Origin of the sequence: Kitasatospora sp. NPDC127121 (assembly GCF_042677305.1) — a bacterium.
Lineage (GTDB): Bacteria > Actinomycetota > Actinomycetes > Streptomycetales > Streptomycetaceae > Kitasatospora.
On record NZ_JBHXTQ010000042.1, the window covers coordinates 1 to 16,492 of the forward strand.

Annotated in this window: 17 protein-coding genes and 1 riboswitch; of the genes, 9 read left to right on the forward strand and 8 right to left on the reverse strand. The window is 72.9% G+C overall.

Features of this window, described 5'->3' with window-relative positions; all coding sequences use genetic code 11:
- Positions 1-138 precede the first annotated feature (138 nt).
- Together ACFVHI_RS21175 and ACFVHI_RS21180 are read right to left on the reverse strand one after the other, a co-directional pair.
- Positions 139-714 (reverse strand): TerD family protein, encoded by a 576-nt coding sequence (locus ACFVHI_RS21175; RefSeq protein WP_063348242.1) that lies wholly within the window; start codon positions 712-714, stop codon positions 139-141.
- 124 nt (positions 715-838) lie between these two features.
- Positions 839-1,336 carry a hypothetical protein gene (locus ACFVHI_RS21180; protein ID WP_380341607.1) on the reverse strand — a complete coding sequence of 166 codons (498 nt, stop codon included), beginning with the start codon at positions 1,334-1,336 and terminating at the stop codon, positions 839-841.
- Between the two features lie 92 nt (positions 1,337-1,428).
- On the opposite strand from ACFVHI_RS21180, the gene arfB reads away from it, so the two are divergent.
- Positions 1,429-1,863, forward strand: coding sequence for an alternative ribosome rescue aminoacyl-tRNA hydrolase ArfB (gene arfB, locus ACFVHI_RS21185; protein ID WP_063348241.1), 435 nt, complete (start codon positions 1,429-1,431; stop codon positions 1,861-1,863).
- A gap of 10 nt (positions 1,864-1,873) precedes the next feature.
- Here the strand turns inward: arfB and ACFVHI_RS21190 are convergent, their stop codons facing one another.
- Positions 1,874-2,410, reverse strand: a complete 537-nt coding sequence (locus tag ACFVHI_RS21190; protein WP_380341611.1) for a flavin reductase family protein — start codon at positions 2,408-2,410, stop codon at positions 1,874-1,876.
- 364 nt (positions 2,411-2,774) lie between these two features.
- Between ACFVHI_RS21190 and ACFVHI_RS21195 the strand changes: the two genes are divergently transcribed.
- Positions 2,775-4,565, forward strand: coding sequence for a diguanylate cyclase (locus tag ACFVHI_RS21195; protein WP_063348239.1), 1,791 nt, complete (start codon positions 2,775-2,777; stop codon positions 4,563-4,565).
- Positions 4,566-4,655: 90 nt separating this feature from the next.
- Positions 4,656-5,696, forward strand: coding sequence for a hypothetical protein (locus ACFVHI_RS21200; protein ID WP_063348238.1), 1,041 nt, complete (start codon positions 4,656-4,658; stop codon positions 5,694-5,696).
- A 98-nt stretch (positions 5,697-5,794) separates the two neighbouring features.
- Here ACFVHI_RS21200 and nagA read toward each other — a convergent pair whose 3' ends face one another.
- A complete protein-coding gene (nagA, locus tag ACFVHI_RS21205; protein WP_380341616.1) occupies positions 5,795-6,976 on the reverse strand; it encodes an N-acetylglucosamine-6-phosphate deacetylase in 1,182 nt (393 codons plus the stop codon).
- Complete coding sequence (locus ACFVHI_RS21210) at positions 6,973-7,920, reverse strand: ROK family protein (RefSeq protein ID WP_063348236.1); 948 nt, start codon at positions 7,918-7,920, stop codon at positions 6,973-6,975. The genes nagA and ACFVHI_RS21210 overlap by 4 nt, the downstream gene beginning before the upstream one ends.
- Positions 7,921-8,213: 293 nt before the next feature.
- Between ACFVHI_RS21210 and ACFVHI_RS21215 the strand changes: the two genes are divergently transcribed.
- Positions 8,214-9,494, forward strand: coding sequence for an extracellular solute-binding protein (locus tag ACFVHI_RS21215; protein ID WP_063348235.1), 1,281 nt, complete (start codon positions 8,214-8,216; stop codon positions 9,492-9,494).
- Between the two features lie 49 nt (positions 9,495-9,543).
- On the opposite strand, the gene ACFVHI_RS21220 is transcribed toward ACFVHI_RS21215, so the two are convergent.
- A complete protein-coding gene (locus tag ACFVHI_RS21220) occupies positions 9,544-9,894 on the reverse strand; it encodes a cupin domain-containing protein (RefSeq protein ID WP_063348234.1) in 351 nt (116 codons plus the stop codon).
- 67 nt (positions 9,895-9,961) lie between these two features.
- Here ACFVHI_RS21220 and ACFVHI_RS21225 point away from each other — a divergent pair, with 67 nt between their 5' ends.
- Entirely contained in the window at positions 9,962-10,222 is a 261-nt protein-coding gene (locus ACFVHI_RS21225; RefSeq protein WP_063348233.1) for a DUF3263 domain-containing protein, read from the forward strand.
- Positions 10,223-10,252: 30 nt separating this feature from the next.
- Positions 10,253-11,092, forward strand: a complete 840-nt coding sequence (gene otsB, locus ACFVHI_RS21230) for a trehalose-phosphatase (RefSeq protein ID WP_380341623.1) — start codon at positions 10,253-10,255, stop codon at positions 11,090-11,092.
- A gap of 70 nt (positions 11,093-11,162) precedes the next feature.
- Here the strand turns inward: otsB and ACFVHI_RS21235 are convergent, their stop codons facing one another.
- Positions 11,163-12,629: a trehalose-6-phosphate synthase gene (locus ACFVHI_RS21235; RefSeq protein ID WP_363377347.1), complete on the reverse strand. Its 1,467-nt coding sequence runs from the start codon at positions 12,627-12,629 to the stop codon at positions 11,163-11,165.
- 50 nt (positions 12,630-12,679) lie between these two features.
- Entirely contained in the window at positions 12,680-13,681 is a 1,002-nt protein-coding gene (locus ACFVHI_RS21240) for a glucosyl-3-phosphoglycerate synthase (protein ID WP_244293389.1), read from the reverse strand.
- 147 nt (positions 13,682-13,828) lie between these two features.
- Positions 13,829-13,965: riboswitch (SAM riboswitch) on the forward strand.
- A 17-nt stretch (positions 13,966-13,982) separates the two neighbouring features.
- Here ACFVHI_RS21240 and thrC point away from each other — a divergent pair.
- From thrC to ACFVHI_RS21255, 3 genes are all read left to right on the forward strand, one after another.
- Positions 13,983-15,263 carry a threonine synthase gene (thrC, locus tag ACFVHI_RS21245; protein WP_380341627.1) on the forward strand — a complete coding sequence of 427 codons (1,281 nt, stop codon included), beginning with the start codon at positions 13,983-13,985 and terminating at the stop codon, positions 15,261-15,263.
- 41 nt (positions 15,264-15,304) lie between these two features.
- Positions 15,305-15,583 carry a MoaD/ThiS family protein gene (locus tag ACFVHI_RS21250; RefSeq protein ID WP_063348229.1) on the forward strand — a complete coding sequence of 93 codons (279 nt, stop codon included), beginning with the start codon at positions 15,305-15,307 and terminating at the stop codon, positions 15,581-15,583.
- A 578-nt stretch (positions 15,584-16,161) separates the two neighbouring features.
- On the forward strand, positions 16,162-16,365 hold the full coding sequence (locus ACFVHI_RS21255) for a cold-shock protein (RefSeq protein ID WP_030289665.1): 204 nt from the start codon (positions 16,162-16,164) through the stop codon (positions 16,363-16,365).
- Positions 16,366-16,492: the final 127 nt, after the last annotated feature.

Consider the following 16,492-nt stretch of genomic DNA (forward strand, 5'->3'; position numbering starts at 1 on the left):
CTCACCCCCCGGGCGCGCCGCGCCCCCCGCCCTGTTCCCCGCCTCCCCCCCTCCCGGGGGCTACCCCGCGGCCCCCCCCTCCCCCCCCGCCGCTTTCGTTCCGGCGGTGCGCCGGGCCGGGAGGGGCCCGGCGGGGTGTCAGAGCTGGACGCCGAAGTCCTGGGCGATGCCCGCCAGGCCGGAGGCGTAGCCCTGGCCGACGGCGCGGAACTTCCACTCGCCGCCGTTGCGGTAGAGCTCGCCGAAGATCATGGCGGTCTCGGTGGCGGCGTCCTCGGAGAGGTCGTAGCGGGCGATCTCGGCGCCGCCGGCGGCGTTCACCACGCGGATGTACGCGTTGCGGACCTGGCCGAAGCTCTGGCCGCGGGCGACCCCGTCGTAGATGGTGACGGGGAAGGTGATCTTGACGGCCTCGGCCGGCAGGCCGGCCAGGTTGACGTTGAGCGACTCGTCGTCGCCGGCGCCCTCGCCGGTGCGGTTGTCACCGGTGTGCACGACGGTGTTGTCCGGGCTGCTGGTGTTGTTGAAGAAGACGAAGTGCCCGTTGGAGAGCACCTTGCCGTCCGCGTTCAGGACGATCGCGCTGGCGTCGAGGTCGAATTCGGTGCCGGTCGTGGTCCGGACGTCCCAGCCCAGGCCGACACTGACCGCGGACAGGCCCGGGGCCTCCTTGGTCAGCGAGACGTTGCCACCCTTGGAGAGGCTCACTGGCATGGCGATTGAAGTCCTTTCGTTCGCTTTTTCCGGGACAACGCCATACTCCGGTGGGTTGGTTCCGCGAAGTCCGTGAATTCTTCGTGGATGCCAATCCGCTGGCAAAGGTCTGACAATGCCCTGGTCAGATCCGGGGGAACCGGCCCTGCAGCGACCAGATGTTCGGATTGTCGGCCAGCTCGGGGTGCATATCGAAGAGGTCGGCGAGGGTGTCCTGGAGGAAGTCCCGGGCCTCGCGCCGCAGCTCGCCGTGGCGGACCACGGCGGGCGGCTCGTCCGGCAGCCAGGTCGAGGTGATCTCGACCCAGTTGAAGCGGCGGGCGAACCGCAGCAGCTCGGTGTTCTGGGTGAAGTCGAGGTCGGCGGTCTGCACCCGGGCGGCCCGGCCGCCGTCCGGGTCGCGGTCCAGCTCCTCGACGATGTCGCACAGCGCCCAGGCGAAGTCGAGCACCGGCACCCACCCCCAGCCGGTGGACAGCTCGGCGCCCTCGGCGTCCAGGTAGACGTCGCCGCAGAACAGGTCGTACCGCAGGGACCGCACCGGGGCGGAGCGGTAGTCCGTCTGCGGGGGGTCGGGGAAGCGGTTGGAGAGGGAGTAGCCGAGCTCGATCACGTACGCCATTGTCCGGGCTGCGGGCGGTGGTGCGGAACCGGGCCGTCGGCCGTCGCGGATAACCGGGTGACCGGGCGGTGCGGGCGCGGGATGATGGACGCATGCCCGAGCCCATCCGCGTACGGGGGTCGGTGGTCGTCCCCGACGCCGAGCTCGTCTGGCGCTTCTCGCGTTCCTCCGGCCCCGGTGGCCAGCACGTCAACACCTCCGACAGCAAGGTCGAGCTGCGCTACGACCTGGCGGCGTCCAAGGCGCTGCCCGAGGTGTGGCGCGAGCGCGCGCTGGAGCGGCTGGCCGGGCGGCTGGTGGACGGCCGGGTGCTGGTGATCCAGGCCTCGGAGTTCCGCTCGCAGTGGCGCAACCGGGAGGCGGCCGCGGCCCGGCTGTCGGCGGTGCTGACCGAGGCGTGCGCGCCGCCGCCGAAGTCCCGCCGGGCGACCAGGCCGAGCCGGGGGATGGTCGAGCGCCGGCTGTCCAACAAGCGGCGCCGCTCCGAGCTGAAGCAGGGACGGCAGTCGCCGCGGGGCGGCGAGTAGCCGGGGCGGCTCAGCCGAGGGCGCGGTAGCCGCCGCGGAAGTAGAGCAGCGGCCGGCCGGCCGGGCTGGGCACCGCGGCCTCCAGGACGCGGCCGAGCAGCAGGGTGTGGTCGCCCGCCGGTATCCGCTGCTCGGTGCGGCACTCGACGGTGGCGAGCGCGCCGTCGATCAGCGGGGCGCCGGAGCGCGGGCCGCGGTGGTGCGGGGTGTCCGCGAACAGCAGCCGGTCGCTGAGCCGGCCCTTCATGGCGAAGCGGGAGCCGAGCGCCTTCTGCCCCTCGGTGAGCAGCGAGACCGCCCAGGTGTCGGTGCGGGAGAGCACCTCGTCCATCCGGGAGTCCTCGCGGACCGAGATCAGGACCAGCGGCGGCTCCAGCGACACGGACAGGAAGGACGTGGCGGTCATGCCGACGTCCTCGCCGTCCTCCGGGTCGTGGACGGTCACCAGGCTCACGCCGGAGGCGAGCTGGGAGAGTGCCGCCCGGAACTCGTCGGGCGTGGCGTGGGAGGCAGCTTCGGGCTGCGGGGACGAGTACACGTACCGCACGGTAGTCGGCGGCCGCCGGAATCGGCATCGGGCCGAGGTCGTAGGACCAGCGGCGCACGGGGCGGGGTTGCGGCCGGGTTCGGGACTCACCCTCAGGAGTGAAGCAAGGGGCCTGCCAGGCGGCAGCGGGCTTCAGTGTGAGGCCAATGCGGTCGACCAAAGGAAATATTCCGATAGCGCTTTATGTCCCGCTATGGGGCGGATGAGCTGATTAAGGGTGCATTAGTGTCGTGTGATTTAAGTCACAAGTGATGGCCTATTGCTGACCGAGCGTGCCGAACGCTGTGCTCCCTGTGATTCAGTTCTTCTGGCAATCGGACGATAACCAATCAAGAACTATCCGAAGCAGCCGGGGAGCCCCCGCATGGAAGCCGAGTCGGAGCCGTACGTCCGTCTCGCGACCCTCCGCACCTTGCACCGGGTCGTGGCGGACCTCAACGCTGCCCGCAGCCTGGCGGGCACGCTGCAGGCCGTCGTCGAGGGTGCGGTGCACGGGCTCGGCTTCGACGCCGCCGCGGTCAGCCTGGTCCGCCCGGACGGGGACCTCGTGGTCGCGGCCGTCTGGGAGCTGGAGGAGAGCACCATGGGCGGCCCCTCCGTCCTGCTCGGCCAGGTCGGCTCCCGGGAGTCCTGGGACCGGCTGCTCGGCGTCAGCGACCACTGGGGCACCCTGCGCTTCCTGCCGTACGACCGCGGCTGGGCCGTCGCCAGCGACATCCCGCGCTGGATCGGGGACGGCCCGCTGCCCGTCTACGCCAACGACTGGCACCCCGCCGACGGGCTGCTCGCCCCGATGTACAGCGCCGGCGGCGACCTGCTCGGCGTCCTCTCGGTGGACCGCCCGCGCAGCGGCAAGCGGCCCGGGGCGTGGACCCGCGAGGCGCTGGAGATGTTCTCGCTGCAGGCCTCCATCGCGATCGGCAACGCCCGGCTGCGGGCCGAGATGCAGCGCGCGCTGGCCCGCCTGGAGAAGGAGCAGCAGGCCCTGCGGGCCAGCGAGGAGAGCTTCCGTCAGGCCTTCGAGTACGCGCCCAGTGGGATGGCCATCACCGAACTGCACGGCGCCGGGCGCGGCCAGCTGACCAGGGTCAACGACGCGCTCTGTCGCCTGCTCGGCCGCCCTCGCGCGGTGCTGCGCCAGCAGAGCTTCGCCGACCTCGTGCACCCGGAGGACCGGGCGCTGCTGGAGCGCACCAGCGCCGAGAGCGGCCGGGCGGAACTGCGGCTGTCCCGGCGGGACGGCGGCTACCAGTGGGTGTGCCTGCGCAACTCGATCGTGGCGGACGCGGCCGAGGGCCCAAGCTTCCTGCTCACCCACGTCGAGGACATCGAGGACCGCAAGCGGCACGAGTTCCAGCTCGCCCACCGGGCCAGCCACGACGCGCTCACCGGCCTGCCGAACGGCGCCGAACTGAAGGCCCGGCTGGGTCGCCGGCTCTGCGCCGAGCCGCAGACCGTCGGGGCCCCCGCCGGGCCGGGCGAGCCGGCCTACCCGGCGCCGTACGGCTACCCGGCCGACTCCTACAGCGCGCACGCCGCGTACGACCGGCTGGAGGGCGCGGACCCGTACGGCGGGCCGGTGCACGGCTACGGGACGCCCGAGGGCGGCCCGCCGTACGGCCTCGCCCCGGGCTACGGGGAGCACGTGCACGCGGTGGTCCCGGCCGACCAGGGCCCGGGCGGCGAGGCGTGGTCCGCACCGTTCCGCTCCGGCGTCGCGGCGTCGCTGGACAAGGGGCTCGCGGTGCTCTTCTGCGACCTGGACGGCTTCAAGTCGATCAACGACCGGTTCGGCCACAACGCGGGCGACGCGGTGCTGGTCGAGGTCGCCCGGCGGCTGAGCCAGGCCGTCCGGGACGGCGACACGGTGGCCCGGCTCGGCGGCGACGAGTTCGTCGTGCTGGCCGACGGGATCGGCCGCGAGGAGGCCAAGGACCTGGCCCACCGGCTGCGGGGCGCCATCATCCCGCCGATGCGGATCGACGGCCGGGCGATGCGGGTGGGGGTGAGCCTCGGCGTCGGCTGGGCGGGCTGCGGGATGAGCATCGAGGAGGTGCTGCACACCGCGGACGAGCGGATGTACGACGAGAAGCGGGCCCGGGGCGGCGCGGTGCGCGGCGCGCGGGGCGAGCGCTCGCACCGACGGGCGGGCTGAGCCCGCCGGTCCTGGTTACCCACGGGTTGTCAAGGGCTCTTTTCCGGCTGTCACAAAGGACAGGTAGGGTTCCCGGGTACGACAGCGTCCATGATCTGCGCCGGCGGCCCGCATCCCGGCGGCGCGAACCGGATGGGGGAGTTGACCACCGTGACGACCGCCGGCAACAACGGAGCGCCCGAGGGCGGTGCCCCGCAGGACGACGACCCGTTCGGCTACCTCTACCGCCCGGCGGAGGGTGCCTCCGGGCAGCCGGCCGAGCCACAGCAGGGCGTGCCCCGGACGTCGTACAGCCGTCCGATGGAGGTCGGCCGGGCCCAGTACGGGCAGCAGCCCTACCAGCCGCGGCCGCAGCAGCCCCAGTACGGCCAGCAGGCGGGGCCGCAGCAGGGCTACCCCGGCGGCCAGCAGCCGTACCCGCCGCAGCAACAGCAGCCCGAGCACGGCACCGCGCCCACCCAGCAGACCCGTTACGCCGAGCACTCCCGGCCGCAGCCGGGGGAGGACCGGTCGAGCAGCGGCCGGAGCAAGGGCGCGGTGATCGGCGCGGTCGCGGTGGTCGCGGCCATAGCGATCGGCGCCGGGATCGCGCTCTCCAAGGGCGACCCGGAGGGCGACAAGACCGCCAAGGGCGGCGCCCAGACCACCGCCGCGGCTCCCCCCAGCACCCCGGCGACCGGCAGTTCGTCCCCGACCGCCTCGGCCTCGGCGAGCACCACCGCCCCGGCCGGCCCGTTGACCGTGGACTCGGGCCAGCTCCAGGCCCAGAACGCGCCGTCCGGCAACGGCGTCAAGGGCACCAAGTCCGCCGACGGCAGCTACCTGACGCTCCAGCCGGGCGGCTCGGTGACCTGGAACGGCGAGGTCGCCGCGGCCGGCACCTACAAGCTGAACGTGCACTACAACAACACCGGCGGGGACCTGAAGGGCGCCGCCTCGGTGAACGGCAAGGACTGGCCGAGCGGGCTGCTCTTCAAGAACTACGTGCCCGGCAAGGACCCGGCGTCCTCCTGGTTCAACACCTGGATACTCCCGCAGCTCCAGGCCGGGACGAACAGCATCACCTTCACCGTGCCCTCCGGGTCGATCCTGATCGACCAGATCACCCTCGAACCGAATGCGACCGGCTGACCGGTTGAGCAGCTGACCGGTTGAGCGGCTGAGCCGGAACGCGAGACGGCCGCCCGTCCCCGTGGGGGAAGGGCGGCCGTCGGCGTTCCGGCGCTCCGTCAGGCGGGCTTGACCACGTCGAAGCGCTCGCCGCCGAGGACCCAGCGGCCGCGGCGCATGACGGCGACCAGGTCGTAGCCCTCGGAGTCGAGCACGACCAGGTCGGCCTGCTTGCCCGTCTCCAGCGAGCCGATCGAGTCGGCGAGGCCCAGCAGGCGGGCCGGGGTGGCGGACAGCGACTCGACGGTCTGGTTCAGCGTCAGGCCGTTGACGGTGAGCGAGCGCTTGAAGGCGACGTCCAGGGTGAGCGTGGAGCCGGCGATGGCGCCGCCCTCGACCAGCCGGGCGACGCCGTCCTTGACCTCGACCTGGAGCGGGCCGAGCGGGTAGAGGCCGTCGCCCATGCCGGCCGCGCCCATGGCGTCGGTGATCAGGGCGACCCGGGACGCCCCGGCGGTGCCGTAGGCGAGGTCGAGCACGGACGGGTGCAGGTGCACGCCGTCGTTGATCAGCTCGACGGTGACCCGCTCGTCCTCCAGCAGCGCCACGATCGGGCCCGGGGCGCGGTGGGCGATGCCCGGCATGGCGTTGAAGAGATGGGTGGCGACGCTCGCGCCGGCGTCGATCGCCTCCAGCGTGGTGGCGTAGTCGGAGTCGGTGTGGCCGACGGCGGCGATCACGCCGAGGTCGGCGAGCATCCGTACCGAGTCCAGGCCGCCGGGCAGTTCGGGGGCGAGGGTGACCATCTTCGCGTGGCCGCGGGCGGCGTCGACCAGCTTGCGCACCAGCGCCGGGTCCGGGTCACGCAGCAGGTCGGGCCGGTGGGCGCCGCAGCGGTTGTGGGAGATGAACGGGCCCTCGAAGTGGATGCCGGCCAGCACGCCGTCCTCGACCAGCTCGGACAGCACGGACGCCTGGCGGGCGACCTCGTCGATCTCCCCGGTGACGGTGGACGCGACCGTGGTGGTGGTGCCGTGCTCCAGGTGCGTACGGGCGGCGAGCAGGGCCTCCTCGGCGATGCCGGAGGCGTAGGAGGCGCCGCCGCCGCCGTGCACGTGCAGGTCGACGAAGCCGGGCACGACGGTGTACCCGGTCAGGTCGAGGTCGCCGGGCCCGCTCTCGCCTCCGAGGCCGGCGATCCGGTCGCCCTCGACGGCCAGGCGGCCGCCCTCGACGACGCCGCCGGGCAGGACCAGCCGGGCGCCGGCCAGTGCGGTACGGTCACGGTCCGCGGTGGTCACGCGGTCACCTCCATGGAGAGCAGATCCCAGGCGAGCAGGCCCGCGCCCAGGGACGCGGCGGTGTCTTTGAGCATGGCGGGTACGACCTTCGGGGGCATCTGGAAGGTCAGGCGCTCGGTGACCGCCGTGCGCAGCGGGCCGAAGAGCGTGTCACCGGCCTCGGCCAGCCCGCCGCCGACGATCACCGTGGACGGGTCGAGCAGGCTCTGGGCGAGCACGATCCCGTCGGCGAGGGCGTCGACGGCGCCCTGCCAGACCGCGAGCGCGCGGTCGTCCCCGGCGTCCACCGCGGCGGCGCAGGATGCCGCGTCGGCGTCGGGGTCGCCGCTGGCCGCGGCCCAGGCGCGGGACACGGCGGAGGCGGAGGCGAGCGTCTCCAGACAGCCGCGGGCGCCGCAGCCGCACTGCGGTCCGCCCGGGCGGACCACGACGTGGCCGATCTCGCCGCCGTAGCCGTGCGCGCCGGCCTCGATCCGGCCGCCGATGCCGATGGCACCGGCGATGCCGGTGCCCAGCGCGATGAACAGGAAGCGGTCGACGCCCCGGCCGGCGCCGAGTCGGCCCTCGGCCAGGCCGCCCGAGCGCACGTCGTGGCCGAGTGCGACGGGGATGGCGGCTCCGTCGGGCCCGGCCAGGCGCTCGCCCAGCAGCTTGCGCAGCGGGAGGTCCCGCCAGCCGAGGTTGGCCGAGTAGACCGCGATGCCGTTCCTCTCGTCGATCGTGCCCGGGACGGCGACGCCGGCCGCGAGCGGGGCGACGCCGAAGCGGCCCCGGCCCTCGTCCGCCAGGTCGGCGGCGAAGTCGAGGATGGCGGCGACCACGGCGTCCGTGCCGTGCTCCCGCCCGGTCGGTCGGCGTGCTTCGAACAGCACGGAGCCGTCCTGGGCGAGCAGCGCGGCCTTCATGCCGGTGCCGCCTACATCGAGTGCGATGACGTGCTTCACGGAGGACAGTTTCCCTTGGTCGGGTAGAAGAGGTCTAGTCCAGTTGTCGGATTGGTCTGGTCCAAAGTAGGTGAGCTTTGTCGCAGATGGGGTCGGTGTGAGCGGCTTTGCGTCGGACGCCTTCCGTTCACCTTCTGTTGCGCATCGTGCAATGACGTCCGCACTTCGATAACTACTCAGCGGGCTCGGCACAGTGGTGTGGACCACCGCCCGGTGGGTTTGGCAGTGTTGCGCCTCCCCCCTCCCGGATTTCCCCGTCCGGTCGCAGTTCTCCCCTGAAGGCGGTACCCGCGTTGAACAGGCGCGCCCACGTTCCCACCCGCGTCCTCGGCACCGCGCTGGCCGGAGCACTGGTACTCACCGCCGTCAGCGCCTGCGGCGGGCAGAACGACGGGCCGGTCACCCTCAAGCTGGTCGCCGCCGACTACGGGGAGAGCGCCGACACCAGCTCCAAGCTCTACTGGGACGAGATCGCGCACGGCTTCGAGGCCGCCAACCCCGGCATCAAGGTCGACGTCGAGGTGGACAGCTGGACCGACATCGGCAAGAAGGTCGACGACATGATCGCGGCCGGCAAGTCCCCCGACCTGCTGCAGACCGGCGGCTTCGCCGACCAGGTCGCGGCGGACCGGCTGTACCCGGCCGCCGACGTGCTCTCGATGGACACCCAGGCCAACTTCCTGGACACCTTCGCGCACGCCGGGCAGGTGCTCGGCACCCAGTACGGCATCCCGTTCGTCTCCTCCTCCCGGGTGCTCTTCTACAACAAGGCCGTCTTCCGCCAGGCCGGCATCACCCAGCCGCCGGCCACCTGGAACGAACTGCGCCAGGACGCCGAGAAGATCAAGGCCAAGGTGCCGGGCGTGACCCCGTACGGGCTGCCGCTCGGGCCGGAGGAGGCACCGGCCGAGTCCATGCTGTGGACGCTGAGCGGCGGCGGCAGCCTCTCCGACGACGTCGGCAACTACACCATCGACAGCACCCAGAACCAGGCCACCTTCAGCTGGCTGAAGAACAACCTGGTGGCCACCGGGCTGACCTATCCGGACCCGGGCAAGATGAACCGCACCCCGGTCTTCCAGGACTTCGCGGCCGGGAAGGTCGCGATGCTGAACGGGCACCCGACGCTGCTGCGGATGGCCACCGCCGGGAAGATCGACTTCGGGACGGCGCCGATCCCCAAGAAGGACGGCGTGGGCAAGACCGGCAGCCTCGGCGTCGCGGACTGGATGATGGCGTTCAAGGCCAACGGGCACAAGAACGAGATCAAGAAGTTCCTGTCCTTCGCCTACTCCCGCGAGTTCCAGCTGAAGTTCGACGAGCAGTACAACCTGCTGCCGGTCACCCAGGACGCGTTCAACCAGATGACGTCCGACCCGAAGCACGAGGACCTCAAGCAGTTCGCGGTCGGGCTGACCAACGCCAGCTTCTACCCGTTCGGGGACCCGGCCTGGGGCGACGTCAGCAACCGGATCAAGGCCGGGATCGGGCAGGCCGTCACCGGGGACCCGAAGCAGGCGCTCGCCGGGCTGCAGGACGCGGCGGTCAAGGAGGCGGCCCGGGTCCGCAGGTGAACCCGGGCCGGGGCGCTCTCCAGGGGCGGGGGCGTCAGGGGCGGGCTCGTCAGGGGAGCGTGATGGCGTAGGCCTTGCGGAGCGTCTCGTGGACCGTCCAGGTGGTCCGGTCGCCCTCGCGCAGCACGGCGCAGTCGCCCGGGCCGACCTCCAGGGTCGGGCCGCCCTCGACCTCGATGGTCGCCCGACCGCTGAGCACCACGAACAGCTCGTCGGCCTCCACGTCGGTGACCACGCCCGGGGTGATCTGCCAGATGCCGCGCAGCTGGCGGCCGTCGGGGGACTCGGAGAGGACCAGGCCGGAGACCTCCGGGGTGCCGGAGACGATCTGGGCCGGGTCGAGCGGGTCGGGTTCGAGGTCGGCGGTGGGGATGTGCACGGCGAAGCTGGGCGTGGTCATACCGCCGACGCTAGCCGGGGCGGCCGGGCGCCGGAGGGCGCACAGTGTGTCCGGCTCACGCGGGAGAATGACACTCCGTAGTGATGGCGGAGGTGTCCTGGTGGGTGAGCTGAGTGAGCGGGACCTGGCGGTGCTGGCCCTGGAGGGGCGGCAGTGGCGGACGGCCGGGGCCAAGGAGCGGGCGATTCGGGAGGAGCTGGGGCTCTCCTCCACCCGGTACTACCAGCTGCTGAACGCGCTGCTGGACCGGCCGGAGGCACTGGCGCACGCCCCGGTGCTGGTGAACCGGCTGCGCCGGATCCGGGAGGCCCGGCGGTCCGCGCGGTAGCGGGAGGGGGTCGCGGGGTAGGGCTCGGGCATGGGCTTTGACGAGAAGTGGGTGCCGGTCACGGCTGCCGGGCGGGACGGGCTGCGGGCGATCCTGGCGGCGCCGGGCGAGGCGGTGATCGCGCTGGACTTCGACGGGACGCTGGCGCCGATCGTGGCGGATCCTGATCGGGCGCGGGCGCATCCGGGGGCGGCGGCCGCGCTGCGGGCGCTGGTGCCGGCGGTGCGGGCCGTGGTGGTGGTGACCGGGCGGCCGGCCGCGCTGGCGGCGGAGTACGGCGGCCTGGACGGGCTGCCCGGGGTCGTGGTGCTGGGGCACTACGGCGCCGAGCGCTGGGAGGGCGGCGAGGTGACCGCGCCGCCGGTGTACCCCGGGGTGGCCGGGGCGCGGGCGGCGCTGCCGGGCCTGCTGGCGGCGGCGGGGGCGCCCGAGGGGACGTGGCTGGAGGACAAGGGGCGCTCGCTGGCGGTGCACACCCGGCGCACGGCGGCGCCCGAGGAGGCGCTGGAGCTGCTGCGGGCGCCGGTCGGCGAGCTGGCGGCCGGGCACGGGCTGGTGGTGGAGCCTGGGCGGCTGGTGCTGGAGCTGCGGCCGCCGGGGGTGGACAAGGGCGCGGCGTTGACCGGCTTCCTGCGCGAGCGCGGGGCCGGCTCGGTGCTGTACGCGGGGGACGACCTGGGGGACGTGGCGGCCTTCGCTGCGGTGGAGAAGCTGCGCGGCGAGGGGGTGGCGGGGCTGCTGGTGTGCAGCGGCGCGGTGGGGGACGCGCCGGTGCGCGAGCTCGCCGACCGGGCGGACCTGGTGGTCGCGGGCCCGGCCGGCGTGGTGGAACTGCTCGCGGCGCTCGGCGCGGCCGTCGGCGCTGGCTGAACCGGGCGGCAGCGCGTTGAGCGGGCCGGTTCAGCGCGCGCCGAGCCGGTTCACAGCGCGCCGAGCCGGTTCACAGCGCGTTGAGCTGGTCGAGGAACCACTGCTGCGGGGGCAGCGCGGTGGCCGCCGCCGCGAGGCGCTTGGTGCGGTCGGCGCGCTCCTCCTCGGGCATGGTGAGGCCGGCGTGCAGGGCGTCGGCGGTGGCGATGACGTCGTACGGGTTGACGGTGAGCGCGTCCTCGGCGAGTTCGGCGTACGCGCCGGCCTCGCGGGAGAGCACCAGGGCGCAGCCGTGGTCGGACACCACCGGAACCTCTTTGGCGACCAGGTTCATGCCGTCCCGGATCGGGTTGACCAGGGCCACGTCGGCGAGCCGGTAGGCGGCCAGGGAGCGCGGGAAGTCGTCGTCGACGTGCAGGATCAGCGGCTGCCAGGCGGGGGTGGCGAACTCGGCGTTGATGTCCTCGGCGAGCCGTTGGACCTGGGCGGTGTAGGCGCGGTACTCGGCGAGGTCGGTGCGCGAGGGGTAGGCGAAGGCGATGTGCACCACCCGGTCGTGCCATTCGGGGCGGGTGCGCAGCAGGTGCCGGTAGGCCTGGAGGCCGCGGACGATGTTCTTGCTCAGCTCGGTGCGGTCGACCCGGACGATGGTGCGGCGCCCGCCGACGGCCTCGCGGAGGGCGGCGAGGCGTTCGTCGACGTCCGGGCGGTGGGAGCGTTCGCGCAGGAAGTCGGCGTCGGCGCCGAGCGCGTGGACGCCGAGCCGGGTGGTGCGGCCGGCGTGGGTGACGGTCATGGCGTCCCGGTCGACCTCGGCACCGAGCAGGTCGGCGCAGCAGTCGGCGAAGGCCAGAGCCCAGCGGCGGGTCAGGAAGCCGGCCCGGTCGGCGCCCAGGATGCCGGTGAGGACGGCCTCGGCGACGTCGTCGGGCAGCAGCCGGAAGTACTCGGGCGGGGCCCACGGGGTGTGCGAGAAGTGGCCGATCCGCAGGTCGGGGCGGGCGGCGCGGAGCAGGGCCGGGGTCAGCGAGAGGTGGTAGTCCTGGACCAGCACGGCGGCCCCGGGGGCGGCCTCGGCGGCCAGTGCCTCGGCGAAGGCGGCGTTGTAGGCGCGGTAGGCGGCCCACTCGGTGCGGAACCCGGCGTCGAAGGCGGGGGCGGTGGGGGTGGCGTAGAGCAGGTGGTGGACGAACCAGAGGGTGGAGTTGGCGACGCCGTTGTAGGCGCGGGCGAAGGTGTCGGGATCGATGTCCAGCATGCGGACGGCCTGGCCGCCCACGTCGTGCCCGGCGAGGTCGAGGCGGCCGTCCGGGGCCTCTCTGGCGGCCTGTCGGTCGGCGGCGCCGAGGGCGGCGCAGACCCAGACGGCGTCGGGGTCGTCGATGGCGGAGAGGCCGGAGACCAGGCCTCCGCCGCCGCGGCGGAGGGTCAGCGTGCCGTCGTCCGCGGTGCTGAACGACACCGGTCCCCGATTGGAGGCCACCAGGACGGGGGCGGTGCCGGTCGCACTCGAACGTTCGGTCGTGAGATCGCCCATGGTTGGTACGTTGCCTGGGCTCCGGAGCGGCAAACCCTTTCGGTGGGTGTTCAGTGTCGGGTCGCGTACTCGGGCACGGTGTGCATGGGCGGGCGTTCCAGGGCGGTCACCGGGTGGGTGTGGGCGGTGAACTCCCGGCTCTGCGGGTCGCGGGTGAACTGGGTCAGCAGCGGGTGGACGAGGTCGGCCGAGGCCTTCAGCCGGTGGGTGCGGTCGAGGCGTTCGAGGGCGGTGCGGTAGATGGTGGCGGCCATCCGGCCGAGGGCCTGGCCGTCCTGGTGCCGGTGGTGCCGGACGCCGACGTCCACCTGGGCCAGGGCGTCCAGCCCGACCGTCTCCAGCGCGTCGACCAGCAGGCCGAGTTCGACGCCGTAGCCGGTGGGGAAGGGGAGCCGTTCGAGCAGCGCGCGGCGGGCCGCGTACTCGCCGCCGAGCGGCTGGACGAAACCGGCGAGTTCCGGCCAGTGCAGGTTGAGCAGCGGGCGGGCGACCAGTTCGGTGACCCGGCCGCCGCCGGCCGGGACCACCGCCCCCTCCGTCTCCAGCGGCCGGTCGTACATGGCCTTGACCAGCTGGATGTCCGGTTCGGTGAGCAGCGGGCCGAGGATGCCGGAGACGAAGGCCGGGTCGAACTCGCGCAGGTCGGCGTCGACGAAGCAGACGATGTCGCCGCGGGTGACCAGCAGCGAGCGCCAGAGCACCTCGCCCTTGCCGGGGACGGCGGGCAGCCGGGGCAGGATCGCGTCGCGGTACTCCACCCGGGCGCCGGCCCGGGCGGCGACGGCGGCGGTGGCGTCGGCCGAGCCGGAGTCGATGACGACGAGTTCGTCGACCAGCGGGAGGCGCTCCATCAGCTCGCGGCGGATGGTGCGGACGATGTCGCCGACGGTGGCCTCCTCGTCCAGCGCGGGCAGCACCACGCTGACCGTGTGGCCGGTCCGGCGCTTGGCCTCCAGCAGGGCGTGCACCGGCCGGTCGACCGCGCTCCACGAGCGGCGGCGCAGCCAGGACGCCGCCTGCGGGAGCAGCGCGGGGGTCGGTTCGGCGGGCACGGGACTCTCCTCGGCGGGGTCGGTGGGACGCGCCATCTCGCGTGGCGGACGATCCCGTTCGGGGTTGACGCCTTCGGATACAGTCTTCGTACAGCGGCCGGACCTTTGCACGTCGGGGTCGCCGTTGAGCACCACCACAATTTCACAAGCTCATCCAGAGGGACTGAGGGAACGGCCCGTTGACGTCCCGGCAACCTTCTCGCGCGGCTGTCTGTCGACAGGCCCCGGCGGGACAGGTGCCAATTCCGGCCTGTGGCGCGACCGTGCCACGGGGAAGATGAGGAGAGAGGCCTCCGCCATCATGGCTATCGACACTGTCGCACCCGCATCCGTGGACCTCGGCCCCGCCACCGCGCTGTCCTGTCGGGAGTGCGGCACCCGCTTCCCGCTCGGTCCGAGCTTCGCCTGCCTGGAGTGCTTCGGCCCGCTGGAGATCGCGTACGACTTCGGCAGCGAGGGCGCCGAGGAGCTGCGCCGCCGGATCGAGGCCGGCCCGAGTTCGATCTGGCGCTACGCGCCGCTGCTGCCCGTCCCGGCCGACGTCGCCACCAAGCCCAACCTGAACCCCGGTTGGACCCCGCTGGTCAAGGCGGACAACCTGGGCCGCGAGCTGGGCTTCACCGCGCAGCTGCACATCAAGGACGACTCGGGCAACCCGACCCACTCGTTCAAGGACCGCGTGGTGGCCTGCGCCATCGAGGCCGCGCGGGCCTTCGGCTTCACGACGCTCTCCTGCTCCTCCACCGGCAACCTGGCCGGCGCGGTGGGCGCGGCGGCCGCCCGGGCCGGTTTCAAGTCCTGCGTGTTCATCCCGCACGACCTGGAGCAGGGCAAGGTCGTCATGGCCGGGGTGTACGGCGGCGAGCTGGTCGGCATCGAGGGCAACTACGACGACGTGAACCGCTTCTGCTCGGAGCTGATCGGCGACCCGGCCGGCGAGGGCTGGGGCTTCGTCAACGTCAACCTGCGCCCCTACTACGGCGAGGGCTCCAAGACGCTGGCGTACGAGATCTGCGAGCAGCTCGGCTGGCGGCTGCCGGAGCAGATCGTCATCCCGATCGCCTCCGGCTCCCAGCTGACCAAGATCGACAAGGGGCTGCAGGAGCTGATCAGGCTCGGCCTGGTCGAGGACCGGCCGTACAAGGTCTTCGGCGCCCAGGCGGCGGGCTGCTCGCCGGTGTCGGCGGCGTTCAAGGCCGGCCAGGACGTGATCCGCCCGGTCAAGCCGGACACCATCGCCAAGTCGCTGGCGATCGGCAACCCGGCGGACGGCCCGTACGTGCTGGACATCGCCCGGCGCACCGGCGGCGCGGTCGAGGACGTCACCGACGCCGAGGTGGTGGACGCGATCCGGCTGCTGGCCCGGACCGAGGGCGTCTTCGCCGAGACCGCGGGCGGGGTGACCGTCGGCGTGCTGAAGAAGCTGGTGGAGACCGGCCAGCTGGACCCGGCCAAGGAGACCGTCGCGATCAACACCGGCGACGGCCTGAAGACCCTGGACGCCGTCGCCGGGGCCGGGATGACCGCCGTCATCCGCCCGACCCTGGCGTCCTTCCACGACGCCGGCCTCGCGTCCGCCTGAAACACCCCCCACCCCGCTGGGTCGCACCCGCTAGGAGAACCATGAGCGCCAACGTCCGTATCCCCACCATCCTGCGCACCTACACCGGCGGCGCCGCCGAGGTGGCCGCCGAGGGCGCCACCCTGGGCGAGGTCATCGCCGACCTGGAGAAGAACCACGCGGGGATCGCCGCCCGCATCCTGGACGACGCCGGCAAGCTGCGCCGTTTCGTCAACGTCTACGTGAACGACGACGACGTGCGCTTCGCCGAGGGCCTGGCGACCGGGATCGCGGCCGGCGCCAGCGTCTCGATCATCCCGGCGGTGGCCGGCGGTTGCTGAGCCGCGCCCCGATCCGGGCACTCCGCCCGAGCCGTTCGTCCGACCGGCCGTTCGCGCGTACGGAATTCCGTTCTCCGTACGCACGGACGGCCGGCCGCATTTCGGCGGGAATATGGCGGGGTCAAGTCGGAGTAGAGTGTGGCTCGGTTGGGAACAGGGCTTCCCCTCATCCTCACCCGCGAATCGCCGGACGGTCGTCCGGCCGCTGAGACCGGTCGGATGCCTGGGCCGTGAAACATGTCAGGCAGATGTCAGAATTCCCGCGGGGATTTGTAGTAATCCGTCCGCTATGTCCGGCGTGAAATGCCGAATTCCTCCCGCTTTCGCCCGTCCTGCCCCTTGGCGCGGTGCCGGAATTCCCCGCAGCTGACCCTGTTGCAGAGGGCGTCGATCCGGATACATTCAGCCGCGGTCGACGTAATCACCCGCTCACAGGGCGCCGTCAGGCACCCCCGGCGGAGGACTGCGGCGTGCACGGCTGCGCCCAGGGGGGGTTCCCCGGGCCGGCCTTCAAACCAGACCCGGGCCCGCGACCTGCGGGCGCGTGAAGGGCCAGCACAGCACTAGGGGAGTTCGGAATGGCTCAGGGCACCGTCAAGTGGTTCAACGCGGAGAAGGGCTACGGCTTCATCGCGGTCGACGGTGGTGCGGACGTCTTCGTCCACTACAGCGCGATCCAGATGGACGGCTACCGCACCCTCGAGGAGGGCCAGCGGGTCGAGTTCGAGATCTCCCAGGGACAGAAGGGCCCGCAGGCGGACATGGTCCGCGCCGCGGTGTGACCCCCTTCCGACCCCAGGAGCTCGGCGCGGCCCACGGCTGGTGACCACTCGCTTCTCGACGGGCCCGTACGACACACGTCGTGCGGGCCCGTCGGCGTTCCCCGGCGGGGAGTTGCGCGGGTCGGCG